The sequence below is a fragment of the Streptomyces sp. NPDC002573 genome, from assembly GCF_042889625.1.
Taxonomy (GTDB): domain Bacteria; phylum Actinomycetota; class Actinomycetes; order Streptomycetales; family Streptomycetaceae; genus Streptomyces; species Streptomyces gibsoniae.
The window spans coordinates 1-18,703 of sequence record NZ_JBIARC010000100.1 but is presented as its reverse complement, the minus strand read 5'-3'; the positions used below and the strand labels follow the sequence as shown (position 1 = coordinate 18,703).

Here is an 18,703-nt window from a genome sequence, read left to right as displayed (position 1 = left end):
GCGACACGCGAAGGCCCCGCCCGCGATCACGCGGGACAAACAGGGCGAACCATCAACCTCATCAGGCAATCGCGACCGCTGACGAATCGAGGCTAGAAGTCAGAAATTCGGCCGTTCAGCCGCTAGGGAATACCTGCCAGACTGTGACTCATGGCAAGTGGTGCTATGGGTGCGATCTGGTGTCGGCTGGAAAGAAGTGCTACTCGAACTACATCGCGGATGTGACGCACAAGTCAACGGTCAAGGTCCAGAACGTCGACCATTCAAGTGACTGGGTGGCGAAGGGGCAGACTTCCTACGCCAACTCAACACAAGGTGCGGCATGGACCTGCTATGCAGATTGCGATAATGCCTAAATTTGTCCGGGGTGATGAGGGTTGATCTCTCTCGGGTGGTCATTACTCCGGGCGCACACGGGCCCGGAGTAATGCCGCATTAGGGCCGGAAGGGGAGAGAGTGAATTTTTGGGGTGCTCGGGCCGCGTCGTTTGCGGTGCCACTCGGGCTTGGCTTGTTGCTTGGCCTGATAGGGCCTACCGCTGAGCATTGGGGCGGCCGTCCAGGTGCGGCCGTGGGCGCCGTTTTCACCGGTGGGTGGCCGTGGGCCTGTTACGCGTTTCTGGTGGGTTATTTCCGCCGGTCTAAAATCGAATCGGTTTTTCTCGCGCCTCTGGGGCTGGCTATCGGTGTCGTGACCTACTACCTGACTAAGGGAAGCCTGGCTTCCCTGGGGGACTGGTTTCCCCAGGTGCGGGATCATCCGGAATTGCCCTCTGGGGTGTGCTGGCATTCTCCTTCGGAGCACCCCTTGGGCTCCTGGGGAACCTCGCGCAGGTGCCGGGCATCGGCGGCCTGTTCTTCCGGCTGCTTATTCCCCTGGTGGCTTTTTATGAGACTTCCATGCGTCTGGAGACGGAGTCGCGCGGGCCGAGTCTGGTTGTTCTGGGTACCTGGACCACCGTTCGGTTCACGGCTGTTGCCGTTGCGGTCGCTCTGGTGGGCCACACGGTCTGGGGTTGGTGGAGGTCTCGCCGTATTCGTTCCGCCGGGGTGGGGGTTGGCCAGTGAGGTGTTTCAGCGTGGCCACCGAGGTGTTTCAGCGTGGCCACTGGTCGAGTGACGACGTAACCGTCCGCAACGGACAAGGCTCCCGTGCCGTTGAGGGAGGTGTTCGACATCTCAACTCGCCGGCACAGGAGTCCGGGGTTTCCTATCCTGCCGCGCTCGACGTGCCCCGTGCCCACGGTGTGGGTACCCGGCTCCTCCGCGGGGGCCCTGACCCAGATCGACCTCACCACCCGGCGCACCGTTCAGACCGTCGCGACCGGCGCGCCGTGCACGCCCGGCGAGTTGCAGGCGGCCGCGCAGCACTGGGTGTACTGGTCGTGCGGGAGCTCGGGCCCGGCGGGCGTGTGGGACCTGGCCAGCGGCAAGGACGTTGCCGTGCCCGCCGGTCTCGCACAGCTCGGGGACGGATTCGTCGTCGAGCACGACTCGATGGCGGGCAAGCTGACACCGCCACCACCATCGACCTGTCCGACCTGTCCGACCTGTCCGGCGGACCGGTCGCCGACGACCGCAGGGTCACCTGGGCCGTCGACAAGGACCAGCGCGGCATCGCCTACGTGGACAGCGGGAAGAACATCCACCTCGTCGACCCGCACATCCCCGCCTCGACCCCAGCCCCCCCGCCGCAGGCGCCTTCATGTACCCCGGGCAGCGCCTGTCCCCGGGGCACAGCCTGAGCAGCTCCACGATGACGCTGACCATGCAGGCGGACGGCAACCTCGTGGCGTACCTGAAGACCGGCAAGGGCACCGGCCAGGCGATCTGGTCCAGCCACACCAGCGGCAACCCTGGTGCGTACGCGGTGATGCAGACAGACGGCGAGCTCGTCGTCTACAAGAGCAGCGGGGGACCCGGCACGGGCGGCGCCCTGTGGTCCGGCCCGGCAAACGGCGCGCCGGGTGCGTACGCCACCGTGCAGGACGACGGCAACATCGTCGTCTACGAGCAGGCAAGCCTCACACCGCTATGGGCGAGCGGCACATACGCCCGGCACCAGACCATCGCCTCGGGCACCACCCTCAAGCCCGGCTGGTGGACGCAGGGCACCTACACCCGCCTGGTCATGCAGACGGACGGCAACCTGGTGATGTACCGCCGACGTGACGGCGCCGCCATCTGGTCGAGCCGGACCTACGGCCACCCGGGCGCGTACGCGGTGATGCAGTCAGACGGCAACTTCGTCGTCTACAAGAGCACCGGGGGGCCCGGCAAGGGCGGCGCCCTGTGGTCCACCGGCACGTACCGCAACTCCGGCGCCTACGTGGTGATGCAGAAACGACGGAAACCTGGTCGTCTACAAGAGGACCGGCGGACCCGGCAAGGGCGGTGCCCTATGGGCCAGCGGCACCACAAAGACGGCACGGTGACTACGTCCTGACCCACGCTGCATTCACCTCACGATAAGCCAGAGGCCCCGGATCTCTCCGGGGCCTCTGGCCTGTGGGCACTGGGCAGGATTCGAACCTGCAACCTTGTGATGTAGGCGCGTTCACCCCTGAAGTGCGCCGCGCCGACCGGCTATTCAGTGCCGTCGAACCATGCCACCGATATCCCACTCAACAGCCTTCTGGAGCACCTGGCTCCGAGGCTGCTCACGGCTCGCCGGAAGCATCGCCTCCCGACACCGTGCCACGTCCCCGGCGCTGCGCTGGCGGAGCAACGGCGCCGACGACAGCCGCAGCCACGACTCAAAGGCTTATGAACCGCTCTCTCAAGACTTCGCGAAGTTGTTTTCCGGCAGTCCCTGAGTGGCTTTGGCGCGGCGGCCGGCGTTGGTGGCGGCGATGGCGCGTTCGGTGTCGAAGGCGATGATGGGGTCGTTGCTGCTGCTCCAGGGTGCGGCGCCGCACCAGGGGCCGATGCGGCGGAACTGATCGAGAGCCTGGTCGAACATTCCCGCGTGGCTGAGCCGGTGGGCGAGAAGGTGGCGCAGCGAAGGCAGGTACGGGTTGTCCTCGGGGACCTGGTTCAGAGCGCGGTTCACGTCCGCGAGCAGGCGCTTGCGCCTGGACGAGGGAGTTGACGGCAGCTTGCCCTGGCGTTGAACGTGCTCGGCCACGGCGTAGAGGTATATGCCGGCGACGGGGCTGCCGGGAGGGCAGGTGCGTATCGCGTGCTCGCCGAAGGCGAGCATGTCGTGGTCGGTGCCGTGCCATTTGGGGGTCCAGTATTCCAGCGCCTGTCGGTGACCCATGAAGTGGTGCGGGGCTCGCCGGGTCAGCTCGTTCCAGAGCGAACGGAACTGTGCGTGGGTGTACTTCAGGCCGCGTGCGGCGGTCACCATGACGACCCACGGGCCCGGGTCCTCGGGTGCGAGTGCGGCGGCCTGCCGTGCGGTCTCGACCGCAGAATGAAGGTGGTCGTGGAACTGGCGCATGTGCTGTGCGGGAACCTCGCGGGCGTACCCGCTGCCGCGGATGGCCCATCCGTTGTGAAGCAGCACGTGGGCCTTGAGGGTGGCGGCGTCGCCGCTGTCCGGTCGGTCCTGGCTCCATTGGGCGAGCCAGTAGCCGTTCTCGGTGGCGATCTCGCCGAGCAGTTGAACCCGGTGCCAGCGTTCGTCCCAGTCCTGGCCCGCGTGGTGGAGGTAGGCGGCCGCTGGCCGCCAGTCGCCCTGCGAGGCCGCGTCTGTGAGCGCCATGAGTTCCAGTCGGGCTCTCTTCGGGGGTGGTGGGCCGGCACGTCCGGGATCCAGTTCGTCTCGGGAGGGCAGGCCGTACCGGGTCGGTTCGAAGCGCCGCGCGGCGCGTTTCGCCCGTGCTCGGGCCAGCGGCTGCCGGAAAACCAGGCCCATGATCAGGACAAGCACTGCGACGTAGAGGGGAAGCTGTATCACGGCACAAGATCATGGAGTTGCGGGTGGGCAAGTTCAAGGGATCTCCACCGGACCGAGACGTTGCCTCGTCCGCCAACCGAGATGCCCGCGAACGTCCTCCAGTAACCCGCCGCCTTGCGCGGCACCCGATGGTACGGCGACGGATGAGCTGACCCGCGTAGCGGTCAAAGCCGGCGCATCTGGTGCCCTCTTGGGCATCGCGTACCCGATGCACCACTTGCGATGAACCCTGGGGCGCCCTGCCGGAGGACGGGCGGGGCATCCACCTGGATCGTGCACTGTGCCGTAGGGCGGTGGTGGCTGGGGCCGGCGCCGAACCGGCGACCTTCTGCTTTTCAGGCCGTGCCCCAACGAGGCCAGACCAGATCATGCGGCTCGCGGGTGATCTCTGATGGCCATGGCTGTGCGCTGCTGTTGGCGCAGCAGCACAGGCCACGGGAAGCGTGGTCCCCAGCGACGCCAACTCGGCGTCTTTACGAGATCTTTTGCGGTTGTTCCGCATTCGTTTCCTGTCCGGTGCCGGGGTCAACTCCCGATTGGTCCTACGATCGGGCGGCTGCCGGGCGGGGAACAAAATTTCGGGGACCTGTTGGTCCCGGACCAGTTGGCGGTACCCGCGAGCTGCCGTCGGTCGGCGGCTTTCTCCCTGTCCGCGTGTGAGAAAACCCCTTTCACCGACGGGAGACCTGAGTGTTCTCTGCCCACAGGGCCAACGGGGGCGTAAGACGCCGGCGACGGGCGCGGAGAGTTGTTCCCGCCGCCGTGGCGCTTGCCGCCGCCCTTGCTGGCGTCTTCTCTTTGGCGTCCGCCCATGCTTCCCCTGCTGCTGCCGCTCCCACTCCCGCCCCGGCGAGGGCCGCATCCCCCTCGCAGGCCCAGCTGACGGCGCGTGTGCAGGGCGCGCTGCGGACCGGCCTCACCTCGCGGACGTCGTCCAAGCCGTCCGCGACCACCGCAGCGCCGGCCGCCGGATCCTCGACCACCGCGGCGCCGAACGCGACGCCCTCGACTTCCGCGACGTCCACCGTGGACCCGAAGATCATCGGCGGTACGGAGACCACGATCGCCAAGGCTCCGTGGATGGCGCAGCTCTGGTACGACGACGACAAGGGCACCAGCGACACCTCGGACGACGTCAGCTTCTTCTGCGGCGGCTCGGTCGTGTCCCCGACGAAGATCCTCACCGCCGCGCACTGCGTCAAGGGTTACGACTGGCACGCCAACGGCACCATCGTCACCGGCACCGACCAGCTGCCGACCGACAACAGCGACGGCTCGGTCGACCTGCACGGAGGCACGGTCTCCGGCGTATGGCGGCAGTGGAACCACCCGTCGTTCAACGCGACCACGGTCGACAACGACATCGCGGTCCTGACGCTGCCGAACCCGATCAGCGCCAAGCCCATCAACATCACCACGTCGAACGACACCTCCTCCTACACGGCAGGCACCAACGCCACCCTGTACGGCTGGGGCCGCACCAGCTCCACCAGTGGCGACATAGCGCAGACGCTGCGCACCGCGACCCTGCCCATGGTCTCGGACGCCACCTGCTCCGGCACCTACACCACCAACTTCGTCGCGGGCCACATGATCTGCGCAGGCACCCCGGCCAGCGGATCAGACAGCGGCACCATCGCCGCCTGCAACGGGGACTCGGGCGGCCCACTGATCGTCGGCGGCAAGATCGTCGGCGTGGTCTCCTGGGGCGTCGAGAACTGCGTGGCCTCCGGCTCGTACAGCGTCTTCACGAAGGTGAGCACGTACGTCGGCACGGCCTACCCGCGTATCGACGACACCAATCTGAGCGGCGACGCCAATGCCGACCTTTTCGTGCGCCGTGCGTCGGACAACACCGGCTACGAGTACGACTCCAAGGGCACGTCCTTCGCCACGCGGATCTCCTGGGGCTCCTACAGCGACAAGAACGTCATCCTGCAGACCGACCTCAACCGGGACGGCTACCAGGACCAGATCATCCGTCGCGCCTCCACCGGCGCCGTCTACTGGCGGCACTACATCCCGGCGAGCGACAGTTGGGCCACCACCCTGCTCTTCGGCAATTGGTCCACCCGTACGAAGATCGTCGCGCCCGGCGATGTCACCGGCGACGCCCTGCCCGACCTGCTGTCGGTGACGGCGAGCGGGACCCTCTACATCTACCCGGGTCTCGGCAACGGCACGTTCGGCACGCCGGTCGGGGTCGGCAGCGGCTGGAACCAGTACAACGTGCTGCTCGGCCACGGCGACTTCACCGGCGACGGCAAGGCCGACCTGCTCGCCCGCAGCAGTAGCAACTCCTACGTGTACCTCTACCCGGGCACCGGCAAGTCCGGTTCGGGGGCGTTCGGCGCCCGGATCCAGGTCCGTACGTGGGGCCAGTTCAACGCGTTCGGCGCCGTCGGCGACATCACCGGGGACGGCAGGGCCGACCTCGTCGCCCGCACCTCGGCCGGCACGCTCTATCTCTACCCGGGCACGGGCAAGGCCACGTCCGACATCTTCGGCACCCCGGTGACGATCGGCACCGGCTGGCAGCAGTACAACCTCTTCGGCTGACGGCCGACCGTTGCTGAGCGGGCCCCTGAGTGTCTCGAAGACGCTCAGGGGCCCGCGTCACACCGGCCGGGCAGGGGCCGAACGGGACAGAAGTGGAAGATGATTCAAGTTAACGCGGCCTGCCGCAGCGCTGGTAGGCTCCTTGCCGCCCGGGCCGGGTGGTCGCCTGCGAGGGGGAAGCCATGGCGGCACCGACACCATCGAAAGCCCACACCACTGCCTGGATTGGCCTCACACTGCTTGGCTTGTTCTTCCTTTTCGCCCCGGTCATGGACATCATCGGCACGCACGCTCACGGCCTGCCAACCGACCACACCTCCACCTTCACCAATCTCACCGGCACCCAGTTCGCCCACACGCAGGCGACAGCACATGGCACCGCGCGCTACATCTCGACACTGGAATACGGGTACGCGCTGCACGAGCTCACCTTCGGGCTGCTCTTCCTGGCAGTTGTGATCTTCGCGTTCCGGCGGGGCCAGCGTTGGGCCTGGTTCGCCTGCTGGGCGGTGCTGATCGCCGCCATCGGCTACAGCGCCACCTTTGGAGCGCACGACTCCACGCTTCTCAGTCGCAGTCTCGTCGCTGACGTCGTCCTCCCCGTGCTCCTCGTGATCGCCGCCCCGTCGTTCTTCCAACACCGGGAGACGGCCCAGACACCGACTACCGGCGACGCCTGAAACATCGCAAGGGCCGCGCCGAGTCATCGACGAGGCATTCAGCCGGGCGGACCACCGCCCCTCCGGCCGCACCGCGCCCGAGTGACGCCCACGTCCAGGGGCAACGGACGCGACCGGATGCCCCTGGACGTGGGCGCGGAACGGAGGGTCAGCCCAAGGCGGCCAGCTGGGCCAAGAGTTGCATGATCTGCGCGTTTCCGCCCCATTTGCCCTTCTTCTGGGCGTCGCTGAGGGTCTTGTCGAGCGCCTGGGCCTTGTCGGCTGCCTGGGCGGTCGAGCCCTGCTGGATCTTCTGGTCGATCTGGGCGGCTTGCTTCTGGGCGTTGTTGTACACGTCCTGCGCCATGTTCCCGGACTGGCCGACGAGAGCGCCGATCAGCTGGCGGCTGAGGGTCGCGGGGTCCTGAGCGACGGCCTGCTTGACGGTCGGGCTCGGCGTGCGGCTGGGGGTGGCGCTGCGTGTCGCACTGGGTGTCGCGCTGGGCGTGGCGCTCGCTGCGGCTGTCGGCGTGGACGCGGCGGGAGACGGCTGAGCCGAGGACGAGGATGCTTCCCCGTCCGGCTCGCTGGTGTCCGCGGTGGAGGCAGCGCGGGATTCGGGGGAGGCAACAGTGGCGGAGCCGCCGACGTCGCCACCGCCGAGGAGGAGGAAGAACACCGTCAGCAGCAGGGCGCCGACGGCGACGAGACCGCCGACGAGCAGCGGGAGCGGCACCCGGGGCGCACGCTGCACCCGGCGACGGGAGGCTCTCGGCTCGCCCGGCGCGCCGTCTTGGACAGCGCCATCGGCGATGGGCGGCAGAGGGGCGGTGACGTCCCCGACCGGTGGCAGTATCTGTGTGCCCTCCTGGTCGGCGGTTGCCTGGAGAAGGGGGGCTTGGAGTCGACGGGCCGCCTCGGCCGCGCTCTGGGGGCGGTCGGCGGGATTTTTGGCCAGCAGCGCCTCGACCGCGCGCAGCAGCTCCGGTGAGGCGTCGGGACGAATGTCGGCCAGCCGGGCGGGTTGCTCGTGTACATGGCGGTAGAGGACCTGAGCGGCGTCGCCGCCGGTGAAGGGCGGCTGGCCAGTCAGGAGTTCGTACAGCGCGCAGCCGAGCCCGTAGAGGTCGGAGGCGGGGCCGGCCGGGTGGTGCAGTGCCAGCTCCGGGGCCGTGTAGGCGGCGGTGCCCAGTACCGGTGCGCCGTCCGGGAGCGGGATGTGGTCGGTCACCTGGGCGATGCCGAAGTCCACGACCTTCACGGTGCCGTCATCGGTCACCAGCAGGTTCGCGGGCTTGACGTCGCGGTGCAGGACGCCCGCGGCGTGGGCGGCGGCCAGCGCGCGGGCCACCTGTGCACCCAGGTCGGCGACCCTGTCCGAGGCCAACTGACCTTCGGTCAGCAGTATTTCGGCCAGGCTGTGACCTTCGACCAGCTCCATCACCAGGAACGGGCGGCCGTCCGCAGCGTGTCCGAAGTCGTACAGCGCAGCGATCCCGGCGTGCGTCAGCCGGGCCGTGGCCTGCGCCTCGTCCATGAAGTACTGCCCGGCGGACGGGTCGGCGGCCGGTGCTGTCAGGAGTTTGACCGCCACGTTCCGGCTCAGGGACGTGTCCCAGGCCCGCCAGACCTGCGCCATGCCACCGCTGCCCAGCGGCTCTGTCAAGCTGTACCGGTCGGCCAGCAGCGTGCCGTGCACACCCCACCCCCACGCGTTCCCCATCAGAGGGCCACACCTTAAGCGAGTGCCGATCACTGCGGCGTATCGGGCCTGAGTCCGCCGATGCAGCTTGAAGCCTCGCCTGGCCGTTCAGGATGCGTCGGGCCGGCTTCGTCGTGGCCGATGCCCCGTGAGGCGATCGAGACGGAGTAGCTGCCGGTTGCGTTTACCGAACCGCGTGTCTTTCGGCACCTGGTGCGGAAGGTGCCCGACGGGCCGTACGACCCGCGCTCGGAGTGCGGAGCGGGGATGGTGAAGTGGAACAGGGACGGCGTCTGGGGGTCGCAGTACCGCCTGTCGTGTTCCCGAGCAGAGAGTCGGGGCTGCTCCGGGGAGCGGCTGAGGTTGCTGATCCAGATCGGTGTGCGTAAGGAGCGCAATACCAAGTGGGACGACGTCCAGCCCGACGACCGCATGCGGCACTGTTCGGATCTGGCAACTGCCGGGCAGCTGTTCCTCAATCAGCTTTCTGCCCCGGCATGCCATGCTGACCGGAGTTGCCCCGCAGCCCCGATGCCGTCGATCAGGCGCTCGACCGACGAGGAGCCGGGGTGACACCGGCCGCAGCTCGCATACGCTCGGCCGCTCAGCCGAGCGCGTCGAGTGCGGCGGTGATCCGGGTGGCCCCCGCGGCGGTGAGTTTGCCGGCGCGCTGGAGGCCTTTCAGGCGACCCCGCAGGTCCTCGATCTTGTGGTCGGCGTCGTCCGTACGCCCCTTGGCGCGCTGCTTGGCGATCTCCTTGAGCCGGTTGTGCAGGTCTTGTGCGGCGTCGCGGGCCAGGCCGCCGCTGAGCTGCTCCGTGGTGACGACCCTCTGCACATCGGCGACCGTTCCCTGGTGCTGGATTGCCGTGGCGGCGGTCGACGGACTCGACGCTGTCTGCGAGGGAGCCGAGGTGGCGGGCGCCGAGGAGGTGGGCGCGGTGGCCGACGGTGCCGGGTCGGCGGCCTGGTTCGCGTGGGGGGAGCCGGACGAGTTCACCAGGTAGCCGGTGATGGCCGCCGCCGCGAAGACCGCCGCGCCGAGCAGGACGAGCCCGCGCCGGTTTCGGCGGTCGGGACGCGCCGTGGCCCGGCCCCGACGCCCTACCGCCTCGGGGCGAATCCCGTTGGCCCCGGCCTCGGGAGCGGCGGGCATGGGCAGGGTGGTGAGTGCAGGGGATGAACCGGCACCGGCAAGGCGCTCGCGCACGGCCCCTGCATCGGCCGGACGGTCGAAGGGGTCCTTCGCCAGCAGGTCGACCACCAGCCGTTCCAGGTCCGCGGGGACCTCCGGGCGTATGCCGCGCAGCGGCCGCGGCGGCTGGTGCAGGTGCTGGTAGAGGACGGCCATCGGGTCCTCGCCCGTGAAGGGCGGCTCCCCGGTGAGCATCTCGTGCAGGACGCAGCCGAGCGCGTACAGGTCGGCACGGGCGTCCACCGGGGCACCGGTCGCCTGCTCGGGCGCCATGTAGGCGCTGGTGCCGACCACGGTGGCGACGGCAGTGAGCCCGGCGCGCGCGGTCGCGGCCGTACGGGCGATGCCGAAGTCGACCACCTTCACCGTGCCGTCCGGGCTCATGAGCAGGTTTGCGGGCTTGAGGTCACGGTGCACCACCCCCGCCCGATGCGCGGTCTCCAGCGCCGCGCACACCTGGTCCGCCACCGCGACGGCGTACTCGACCCGCAACCGCCCACGCGCGATCAGCGAGCCGAGGTCAGCCCCCTCGATCAACTCCATCACCAGGAAGGGCACATGCCCGTCCACGCCGGCGTCGAAGACGGTGACGATGTTCGCGTGTCCGAGACCGGCCACAGTGTTCGCCTCGTGACGGAACCGCTCGACGGCCGAGGCGTCGTGCAGCGCCCCCTCGGCCATGAGCTTCACCGCCACCGCACGGCCCAGTACCTCGTCCCTGGCCCGCCACACCGTTGCCATACCGCCGCGCCCCAGGGGGCGTTCGAGTCGGTAGCGTCCGGCCACGAGTTGATTCATCATGGCGGTCATTATTCAGCCACCCGGCAGACAGACGGCTCGGTCAGGCGTGATCGGCTCGGCTTGGTGGGTCGCCCGTTCTCCGGAAGAGGCGTGCAGGGGCGGGTCCGTCACGGGGGAAGACGGCCCCGCCCCTGCACGATGCCGCCCGCGTAACTCCCCTGGAGAGCAGACGGCCCACCCCACGTCCTGGGGCCACTTTCTCCAGCGCAACGCGGGTTTCAAGTGTCACGGGTGACCGCCTGCCGACATGAGGTCAACACATGTGTGTGGTGCTGAGCTCGCAAGCGTTACAGATCGTCCATTAAGCCCCCCGCACGCGTGGGCATGAATGCCCCGGCTGCGGGCAGGCGAGGATTGTGTCGTGTGAGGTGGCTGGGGTTGTCGCGCGGGTCCGGCATGCTCTGAACCAGGCGGGATTTGAAGTGGTTGGCGGAGTAGATCGCCGGATGCCCGGTCTCCAGGTCAGTGAGACCCCTGCCGGGGTGCTGGTCGCCTGGGCTACGTCTGACGGATTCACTGCGCTGGCTGCTGACCAGCCCGGCGGTGATTGCGGGGACGGTATGCGGGTTGCGGTGCAGGCCGCCGTCTCCTGTTTGATGACCTCGCTGGGATACCCGGTCATGGGAAGACCCAACGGCGACATCATCGTCCTGGTGAAAGACGGCGATGCCGGCTAGCCGGGCACAGCGGCCGGCATGGCCAGTTGAGCGAGAGGCGCCGCGATGGCGCCTCCGCACCCGGCGGGACGCCCGCAGGTCCCGAGGACGGCCCCCACGTCGGTGGTAGATCCGTTCGTTGCCTGTTCGTGCTTGCCCCGTCGTCAGGCCGGGCTGAATGCTGAACCGCCCCCTCCACATCTTCCCATTCGTATCTCGAAGATGGGCCTGCCCCATGCGTACCCTCATCCGCGCCGGCGCGCTGACCGCCGGCGTCTCGGCCGTGCTGCTCCTCGCACCGGCCGCGCACGCCACCGCTCCCGGTGACAACGGGACGGTGAAGATCCACGACGCCAAGACAGGCGAGGAGCTGCGCCGCAACGAGCCCCACGTCTGCACGTTCTACCTCGACGCCTTCGGCTACGACGCGGTCCAGCAAGTCGACTGGCACATCGAAGCCTGGGCTCCGAGCGCCGCCACCAAGGGCGTGACCGTGAAGTCCGGCGCCATCACCCTGGATGCCGAAGGCCACGGCCGTACGTCGGACATGTCCCTGCCCGACGGTCACTACAAGCTGTTCTGGAACTTCGACGGCGAGAAGGGCGCCGCCAAGCACAAGGTGTTCTGGACCGACTGCAAGGGCTCCGAAGGCGGTGGCGGCGGTACGACGCCGTCCGCCTCCGTGTCGCCCTCGGCGTCGCCCTCGCCTGTGGGCTCGGCAGGTGCGACGGCCTCGCCGAGTGCCTCCTCCGGCGAGGGCGGTGCCGCCCCGTCGGCCGCCGCGTCCCCTTCCGCGCAGGGCGGCAGCGGCGATCTGGCCGAGACCGGCAGCAGCGCCCCGGTGGGCCTGCTGTCGGGCGCCGCGGCGGCGCTGGTGGCCGCGGGCGGTTACCTGGCGCTGTGGCGTCGCAGGGCCTCCCGGGGCTGACGCCTGCAGGCCATGACGGGTGCCCCCGTGCTCGTCCGGGCGACGAGTACGGGGGCACCGTCGTGTGAGCGCCCAGGCCGACCACGGCAGGCGGGTGGTGATCTTGTTGTGGCGGGCGGTGGTGGTGCTCTCGCCGGAGCGCCCCGGCTTCGCCGCCGAGATCCACACCGAGTTGCCCGCCTCGTCGGTCAGTGCCGAATCACACCCATGTCCCTTGCCGTTCTCAGGTGACGGGCGCGTGCCGCAAGCCTGCGGAGACGCCCTGCGGCGGCAAGATCACCTTCAGTGCGTGGAGGCAGGGTCGAAATCCTGGCTTTCAGGGCGCAATAGCAGACCTCTCGGACTTGGGTGCCCAGCCGGCGCAGCTGACCTCCTCACGCCATAACCTCATGCCGGACTTCTCGCCCAATCGACGAGCCGAGCCCACCAGCCACCTCTCGACGAGCCCGATGAACTTCCTTGGCGTCGAGCAACGCCCGCGGGTGGTAGCCGCCCGCCCGGTCGGGTCGACACCTGTGCCGATCGAGCCGATGCCTCCGGTGTGTGCGTACGCCCCTGCTTCGCTGACTCACACATGCACCGTTGAGCCGCTGGCACACCGGCGAGCACTTGCTCCACATGGCGCCCGCAACCCTCATAGGTCACCTTCCGACACATCCGGCAGGCAACACGTCGACACATCATTCTCCTCCGTCAATATCTTCATCGGCCAGCTGCGATTTTCACTTTCTCAGCAGAATAAGACCCGATTTTCACGCCCTCTCCACAAGTAATTGATCAGCCCCGGCAAAGGTCGTCTCCATGGGGTCGAATCTTGATCCACGAGGTCTGGCGCTGTCGGAGGCGAATATCCGGACATGGGTGATAGGCGGGCACCTCCGTCACGTGGCGTATCTCACCATGCGATGTCAAGTGGTTTGGTTGAAAAACCGTCCTGGGTTGCCCGGGATACCGAAACAATGGTTGCATCATGCCGGAACGCGGTGACGGGGAATCAAAATACGGCGCTGTGCCTGCACCCCTCGACGTATTGCGATCGTCGACCGGGCGCGGGAAGGACAAGAATCGACAACGGCAGCCGCCCCCTGCGAACGGGCGGTGTGCGCCGGTCAGGAGGCAGCAACGTGGGTTGCCCGCACGCCGCAACATGCCCCCTTTTTCCCCTACTCAGGGCAAGCTTGCAAGGTTGGCGCAAGTACTACTGCGACAGCGAGGATCGGTGGCACGACTGTGCGCGCTACCAGTTGTCACTCACCGGCGAGCGCGTGCCGATCAGCCTGTTGCCCAACGGAGTCCGCGCGCGGCACCTCGAACCCGCGGCCGATGAGAGCCGGTCCGGCGGCGCCAACCCAGGGCAGGCACCCCGACAGGCCCCGCCACCAGGACCCAATCCCTGGTTTTCGCAGACCGCGGCCTGGTCCCAGCCGGGACCAGGCCAGCCACCTGAGTGGTCAGGACCGGGAACCGCGTCGCCGGAGATGACCGCCGCGTTCGCAGCAACCCCTGCGCCGGAGCCGGTTGGACATCACCAACCGTCACCACCCGCACAGTTTCCCCCGCCTGCAGACCGCCTCGCTCGACACGTGCGCCCGGCGTCCGGCTCGAAGCGCGGCTGGTGGGCTCGATTCGCCGATTGGATGAAAGGCCCCGCATGAGTTCCTACTGGCCCTGGTGGGCGGGTGCTGTCGGGCTCGCTCTGGTCACCATCAACTACACCCTCGCCACCGATCGGTCTTTCGGGGTCTCCTCGGCGTGGGACCGCGTGTTGCACTGGCGCAGTGAACGTCAGCTCGAGCGGGCGGAGGAGGAGTTCGAAGACGATCGTGCTCTCGCTGACGCGCTCGCAGTGGCCACCGCGGAGCACTTCGGAACCGGACCCGGCGCGCCCACCATGCCGCAGCCTCCGAACGGGGAGACACAATCACTCGATCCGGCCGACGAACCGGCTGCAGGTGACGGCCCCGCGGTCACGAGTCTGCGCCCGGTCCCTCTGGTCACTCAAGCAGCCTTGCTGGTGTCGATTTTCCTCGGCGGACTGATCGCCGCAGTCACCTCCGGGCGGTTCCACCTCCGCTTCGACATGGGCCCGGGTTTTCGGAACCTGGTCACCGCCAATCCGATCACCATGGTCGCCCTGTTGTTCGTGGGAGGCGTGCTTGTCGGCTTTGGCACTCGATTGGCCGGCGGATGCAGCTCCGGCCACGGACTCAGCGGCTGCGGCCGTCTACGCCCGGTCAGCATCGTCGCGACCGCGGTGTTCTTCGGCACCGCCGTCGGGGTGTCGTTCCTCTTGTGGAAGGTGATCTGATGCGCACCCGGGGCGCGATTCTGCTGGCCAACATCATCACCGGTCTGGCCCTCGGCTATACCGTCACGAACATCGGTTTCGGCGACTACGCCGAACTGAACCGCATGTTCACCTTCCAGGACCTGCGCATGTTGTTCTCCTTCGCGGGCGCCGTCGTGATCATCGCTTGCGTGTTCGCTCTGCTACGGGTCCGCCGCACCCCGGGGCGCATCCACGCCGGGGTGATCCCAGGCGCGGTGTTGTTCGGTACGGGCTGGGCCATCTCAGGTGGGTGCCCGGCAATCCCGATCACCCAGGTCGCCAGCGGATACCTGCCCGCCCTGGTCACAATCGCCGGCGTCGCCGTCGGTATCCGGCTGTGCCGTTGGGCCAATGCCCGATACTTCCACCTCGACCGCGGCTCCTGCGGGCTCTGACCAAGAGCCTCAGATCCGGACTGGGACTGGTGGGAGGACGAGGAGGGGGACGCGGAGGCGGGGGGCCGGAGGGCGCTTACAGGCTCGGGCTGCGCGCGACGGGGAAGCCCTCCGGACGGCTCGGCATCGGTTAGTTCTTCCGGAAGTGACGACCCAAGTCCCTCACGTGCGGCGGCCCACTGTGGCTGAGCCTGTGACCTGCGCGAGTCCCCGAACTAGTTGTCGTCTGTCAACGCTGGTTCACCTCGGGCGGCCCAGAGGCGGCTCCGTCATACGCAGCCTATGCACCACGCAGGCCGAGGTTGGCGCCGCCGCGAAGGTCTGGGAATCCCTGAGCGATGAGGGCCGCGGGCTCGAGGCAGGCATGACGAGTTGTTGCTCCGGTCGGGTGGTCGGCGCAGCCAAGGTGCTGGTACCTGGTGACGGCGGTCCGGAGCTTCTCCGCGACAGAACGCAGCGTCGCGAAGCCCTCGTGCCGCTCGATCTGCTCCAGGGCGAACGACGCATCCGCTCCTGCAGCTTCCGCCGCGGAACCGCACGTGGCAGTGAACATCACCGCTGACGAAGTCGAGCAGGGCGATCCTGTGCCCGAACCGAACCGCTGCTCGTCGGGAGAGAGGCGGTCCTCCAAGGCCGTCTTGACCTGCTCGGCGACAACTGCCTTGGACGACTGTGGAGCCTCCGCCTGGCCTGCGGACGCAGCCGGTGAGGCGGTTCGGTCATGACTCGGCTCAGCGGGGGCATCGCTGCAACCCGTCAGCAGCGCCAGAGCCGCCATTCCACCGCAGGCCATCCCGATCAGCTGCCGCTTCACCAGGTCTCCCCACCTCGCATGTGTAGGGCGCGATCATATCCCTGCCTTGACCCCGTTCAGTCAAGGTTCCGGACCAGCAAGTACCGGAAGCTGAGACGCGAGGTCGGCGGAACGGCTTTTGGGCCTACGGAGCTGCTTTGGCGCGAGTGATCACGCCCCTTACGCTGACCTCGCGGATCGGGCAGGCTCATGGACCTGGACCCTGGCAACCGCGGTCTGGCTGGCCGACCGGATCGGTGTCGCGGAGTGCGCCCGGTGGCAGCGGCACATCGGGCTTCGATCGCGCGCTCCTCCGCCCCAAGAACTGAGACGAGGCAAGGGCTGGGCTCGCGGCGCAGCAGTGCGGCGCGGGCCCAGCCCTTGTCGGTCGGAAAGCGCGGCTGTCAGAAGGCGCCGGTGCCGCTGGGTGTGCCGAGACCGGTCGGCCCGTCGTATCCCGGCCCTGCGGTGCACAGGTAACTGCCCCCGCAGAAGCCGTTACTGCCTGCGGTGACGTCGTTGAGCGCCGACCTGTGGCTGTACGGGTACGAGCCGTCAACAACCTGAGACGTGTTCCCGGCCAGTGCGTAGACGCTCGCGATGATCGGCGACGAGACGCTGGTGCCGCCGACTTGGACCCATCCGTCGGCACCCTGTGCGAGGCCGAGCTGAAGCTCGGTGTCGCACAGCATTCCCCCGCCGCAGTTGTTGTACGTGTCGTACACCGCGACCCCGGTGTTGGGGTCGGCGACCGCGGACACATCGGCGACGGTGCGCTTGGCGCATCCGGAGTCATGCTGCCAGGACGGCTTGGCCTCGTACCCCGAGCAGCCCGAGCCCGCGCCGCTCCAGGCGGTCTCGGTCCACCCGCGCGAGTTGGACGCCTTGCTCAGCGAGGTGCCGCCCACGGCGGTGACGTACGGGGAGGAGGCGGGCCAGGAGGCGCCGTAACCGGAGTCACCCGAGCTCGCGGTGATCGCGACGCCGGAGTGTTTGAAGTGGGAGTCGGCGGCGGTGATGGTGTTGTCCTCGGACCCGCCCCAGCTGTCGGAGACGGAGACGACGCCCGGGGTGGTGGCGGCGGTGTCCTCGGCCGTCATGAGGTCGGGGGTGTTCGCCGAGTTCGCCTCGACCAGGAGGATGTGGCAGCCGGGGCAGGTCGCCGAGACCATGTCGAGGTCGAGGCTGATCTCCTCGGCCCATCCGTAGTCAGCGGAGGGCAGCGGCGATGCCTTTCCTTTCTGATTCACCTTGCGGAAGCAGCCGTTGGCGGTGGTGCACGACGGCAGGCCGTAGGCGCTGCGGTAAGTGGCCAAGTTGGTCTCAGCGTTCGGGTCGTCCATCGCGTCGACGATCGCCACCGTGCGGCCGGACCCCGAGGTACCGCCCAGGTGGTACGCGGACCGCAGGTCGGACGGCACGTACCCCACGGTGGTCGGGGATCCGGTCGTGAACGGGGACATGCGGCCCGAGGCGGTGCGGTGGGCCTTCAGAACGCCGAAACAGTGGACCTGTCCGGCGTGCACGGGGCGAGCGCAGCCGAAATCCGCTGTGCTCGCGGAGGCGGACGCGCGCGGGGCAGACGAGAGGGCGGCGGCCTGGGCACCGGTGGCGAGGCCGATGGTGAGGGCGGTGGCGGCGAGTGTGAGCAGCGCGGTGAGGGCAGCTGCCATGCGTGGCACCCGGCCTCTTGTTCGGCGGCGATGGATCACTGGGGATCCGGAGGGTATCTCGCGACGGTGCATCAAACCTCCGAGCGGGTTCAAGCGGTTCGGAAGGGCCGCATGACGAAAAGAAGCATGGGTTGACGAAATGTCAGGTCAATTACGGGCCAGATGGGTTCACCATGCGGCTGCCGTCTTGTGCTGGTCAAGGCCATGCCAATGCAGGTCTTGTGAGGCTGTCGCGGTAGGCGAGTGAACCGCCGCGGGTGCTGGCGTGTCCGCGGTAGTGCTTACTGCGGGGCCACGAAAACTCCTGCGCCTCCTATGGGCAGCGTCATCGAGACGTCCTGCCAGATGACCCAGATGACCTGGTGGCCGAAGGACTTGGTCAGCCCTTCCACACAGATCTCGACACCCATCCGGTTCCGCCCTTCGCCCGTGGAGCAGCTCCGACATCTGCTCTACGGGAAGGGGAGGGGCGTCCGTCGCGGCGTGCGAAGAATTTTTCGCGGACGCGGGTACGGGGCGCTACGGCAGCTTCGGCGACGGCGTGCGCGAAGGCGGCCTCGGGGCGGGGACGGAGAGCGGAGCGGCCGGTACGGCCGAGGACGGGGGGAGCGCCGGGACCGGCGAGGCGGCCGACTTCGTCGGCAGGCCCGGCAGGGCGGTCGGCAGGCCCGGCACCTTCGGCACCACGGACACCTGCGGGACCTGCGGCGTCGACAGCTTCGGGAGCGGGGGCGCGGACACGTCCGGCAGGGACGGCACGGGCACCGGCAGGGACGTTCCCCCGGTGGGTGAGGGCGTCCTGCTCCAGACCCCGGGCGCCGGGGACGAGGGGGTGGGCGTCCTGGGGGCGCGCCCCCGGCCCGTGGCCTTGCTGCCCAGGACCTGCGCGTGGCTGGACACGGCCGGCCGCGGCGCCGGACCGTTCCGGTTTCCGCCCGCGTCGAGCGCGTACGGCAGCACGAACCCCGCCACCACCAGGGTCGCCGCCGTTGAGGTGACCGCGACCGCCTGCGCATTGCCGCCCCCGCGCAGCCGCCCGCGTCCGACCAGGAACAGCACCAGCCCGAGCGTCCCGGCCAGCGAGGCGCGCAGGGTCCGCCGGGCTCGGGC

General features: G+C 68.6%; 16 protein-coding genes and 2 pseudogenes. 10 read left to right on the top strand and 8 right to left on the bottom strand.

Features of this window, described 5'->3' with window-relative positions:
- Positions 1–143 precede the first annotated feature (143 nt).
- Both ACFYX0_RS42325 and ACFYX0_RS42320 read left to right on the top strand, forming a co-directional pair.
- Positions 144–356 (top strand): lactococcin 972 family bacteriocin, encoded by a 213-nt coding sequence (locus ACFYX0_RS42325; RefSeq protein ID WP_388979786.1) that lies wholly within the window; start codon positions 144–146, stop codon positions 354–356.
- Between the two features lie 423 nt (positions 357–779).
- Positions 780–1,067, top strand: a complete 288-nt coding sequence (locus ACFYX0_RS42320; RefSeq protein WP_388979781.1) for a hypothetical protein — start codon at positions 780–782, stop codon at positions 1,065–1,067.
- Positions 1,068–1,309: 242 nt separating this feature from the next.
- Here ACFYX0_RS42320 and ACFYX0_RS42315 read toward each other — a convergent pair whose 3' ends face one another.
- Entirely contained in the window at positions 1,310–1,432 is a 123-nt protein-coding gene (locus ACFYX0_RS42315; protein WP_388979778.1) for a hypothetical protein, read from the bottom strand.
- Positions 1,433–1,704: 272 nt separating this feature from the next.
- Here ACFYX0_RS42315 and ACFYX0_RS42310 point away from each other — a divergent pair, with 272 nt between their 5' ends.
- Complete coding sequence (locus ACFYX0_RS42310; protein ID WP_388979775.1) at positions 1,705–2,445, top strand: hypothetical protein; 741 nt, start codon at positions 1,705–1,707, stop codon at positions 2,443–2,445.
- Positions 2,446–2,778: 333 nt separating this feature from the next.
- Here ACFYX0_RS42310 and ACFYX0_RS42305 read toward each other — a convergent pair whose 3' ends face one another.
- Complete coding sequence (locus ACFYX0_RS42305) at positions 2,779–3,708, bottom strand: hypothetical protein (protein WP_388979772.1); 930 nt, start codon at positions 3,706–3,708, stop codon at positions 2,779–2,781.
- A 957-nt stretch (positions 3,709–4,665) separates the two neighbouring features.
- Between ACFYX0_RS42305 and ACFYX0_RS42300 the strand changes: the two genes are divergently transcribed.
- Together ACFYX0_RS42300 and ACFYX0_RS42295 are read left to right on the top strand one after the other, a co-directional pair.
- Positions 4,666–6,462, top strand: a complete 1,797-nt coding sequence (locus ACFYX0_RS42300; RefSeq protein ID WP_388979770.1) for a trypsin-like serine protease — start codon at positions 4,666–4,668, stop codon at positions 6,460–6,462.
- A 182-nt stretch (positions 6,463–6,644) separates the two neighbouring features.
- On the top strand, positions 6,645–7,142 hold the full coding sequence (locus ACFYX0_RS42295) for a hypothetical protein (RefSeq protein ID WP_388979767.1): 498 nt from the start codon (positions 6,645–6,647) through the stop codon (positions 7,140–7,142).
- Positions 7,143–7,290: 148 nt separating this feature from the next.
- On the opposite strand, the gene ACFYX0_RS42290 is transcribed toward ACFYX0_RS42295, so the two are convergent.
- A complete protein-coding gene (locus tag ACFYX0_RS42290) occupies positions 7,291–8,844 on the bottom strand; it encodes a serine/threonine-protein kinase (RefSeq protein WP_388979765.1) in 1,554 nt (517 codons plus the stop codon).
- Positions 8,845–9,186: 342 nt separating this feature from the next.
- Here ACFYX0_RS42290 and ACFYX0_RS42285 point away from each other — a divergent pair, with 342 nt between their 5' ends.
- The gene (locus ACFYX0_RS42285; protein WP_388979764.1) at positions 9,187–9,396 is read left to right on the top strand and encodes a hypothetical protein; all 210 of its coding nucleotides are present in this window, start codon (positions 9,187–9,189) and stop codon (positions 9,394–9,396) included.
- A 31-nt stretch (positions 9,397–9,427) separates the two neighbouring features.
- Here the strand turns inward: ACFYX0_RS42285 and ACFYX0_RS42280 are convergent, their stop codons facing one another.
- Positions 9,428–10,819, bottom strand: a complete 1,392-nt coding sequence (locus tag ACFYX0_RS42280; protein ID WP_388979761.1) for a protein kinase — start codon at positions 10,817–10,819, stop codon at positions 9,428–9,430.
- A 446-nt stretch (positions 10,820–11,265) separates the two neighbouring features.
- Between ACFYX0_RS42280 and ACFYX0_RS42275 the strand changes: the two genes are divergently transcribed.
- The 4 genes from ACFYX0_RS42275 (at position 11,266) to ACFYX0_RS42260 (ending at position 15,127) form a co-directional block, all read left to right on the top strand.
- The gene (locus ACFYX0_RS42275) at positions 11,266–11,496 is read left to right on the top strand and encodes a hypothetical protein (protein ID WP_388979758.1); all 231 of its coding nucleotides are present in this window, start codon (positions 11,266–11,268) and stop codon (positions 11,494–11,496) included.
- 214 nt (positions 11,497–11,710) lie between these two features.
- Positions 11,711–12,403, top strand: coding sequence for a hypothetical protein (locus tag ACFYX0_RS42270; RefSeq protein WP_388979754.1), 693 nt, complete (start codon positions 11,711–11,713; stop codon positions 12,401–12,403).
- A 1,651-nt stretch (positions 12,404–14,054) separates the two neighbouring features.
- Complete coding sequence (locus tag ACFYX0_RS42265; RefSeq protein WP_388979783.1) at positions 14,055–14,711, top strand: YeeE/YedE family protein; 657 nt, start codon at positions 14,055–14,057, stop codon at positions 14,709–14,711.
- Entirely contained in the window at positions 14,711–15,127 is a 417-nt protein-coding gene (locus ACFYX0_RS42260) for a YeeE/YedE thiosulfate transporter family protein (RefSeq protein ID WP_355923067.1), read from the top strand. The genes ACFYX0_RS42265 and ACFYX0_RS42260 overlap by 1 nt, the downstream gene beginning before the upstream one ends.
- A gap of 280 nt (positions 15,128–15,407) precedes the next feature.
- On the opposite strand, the gene ACFYX0_RS42255 is transcribed toward ACFYX0_RS42260, so the two are convergent.
- From ACFYX0_RS42255 to ACFYX0_RS42240, 4 genes and pseudogenes are all read right to left on the bottom strand, one after another.
- Positions 15,408–15,941: a hypothetical protein gene (locus ACFYX0_RS42255; RefSeq protein ID WP_388979751.1), complete on the bottom strand. Its 534-nt coding sequence runs from the start codon at positions 15,939–15,941 to the stop codon at positions 15,408–15,410.
- 383 nt (positions 15,942–16,324) lie between these two features.
- Entirely contained in the window at positions 16,325–17,593 is a 1,269-nt protein-coding gene (locus ACFYX0_RS42250; RefSeq protein ID WP_388979748.1) for a peptidase S8, read from the bottom strand.
- Between the two features lie 287 nt (positions 17,594–17,880).
- Positions 17,881–18,003: pseudogene (locus tag ACFYX0_RS42245) on the bottom strand (ABC transporter ATP-binding protein); the annotation flags it as partial.
- 109 nt (positions 18,004–18,112) lie between these two features.
- Positions 18,113–18,703: pseudogene (locus ACFYX0_RS42240) on the bottom strand (RNA polymerase subunit sigma); the annotation flags it as partial.

Excerpts from the sequence above, each read along its gene's own strand:
- ACFYX0_RS42310 (WP_388979775.1), top strand. The coding sequence starts at position 1,705 with ATGTACCCCGGGCAGCGCCTGTCCCCGGGGCACAGCCTGAGCAGCTCC.
- ACFYX0_RS42305 (WP_388979772.1), bottom strand. The coding sequence starts at position 3,708 with ATGGCGCTCACAGACGCGGCCTCGCAGGGCGACTGGCGGCCAGCGGCC.
- ACFYX0_RS42295 (WP_388979767.1), top strand. The coding sequence starts at position 6,645 with ATGGCGGCACCGACACCATCGAAAGCCCACACCACTGCCTGGATTGGC.
- ACFYX0_RS42290 (WP_388979765.1), bottom strand. The coding sequence starts at position 8,844 with ATGGGGAACGCGTGGGGGTGGGGTGTGCACGGCACGCTGCTGGCCGAC.
- ACFYX0_RS42280 (WP_388979761.1), bottom strand. The coding sequence starts at position 10,819 with ATGATGAATCAACTCGTGGCCGGACGCTACCGACTCGAACGCCCCCTG.
- ACFYX0_RS42275 (WP_388979758.1), top strand. The coding sequence starts at position 11,266 with ATGCCCGGTCTCCAGGTCAGTGAGACCCCTGCCGGGGTGCTGGTCGCC.
- ACFYX0_RS42270 (WP_388979754.1), top strand. The coding sequence starts at position 11,711 with ATGCGTACCCTCATCCGCGCCGGCGCGCTGACCGCCGGCGTCTCGGCC.
- ACFYX0_RS42265 (WP_388979783.1), top strand. The coding sequence starts at position 14,055 with ATGAGTTCCTACTGGCCCTGGTGGGCGGGTGCTGTCGGGCTCGCTCTG.
- ACFYX0_RS42260 (WP_355923067.1), top strand. The coding sequence starts at position 14,711 with ATGCGCACCCGGGGCGCGATTCTGCTGGCCAACATCATCACCGGTCTG.
- ACFYX0_RS42250 (WP_388979748.1), bottom strand. The coding sequence starts at position 17,593 with ATGGCAGCTGCCCTCACCGCGCTGCTCACACTCGCCGCCACCGCCCTC.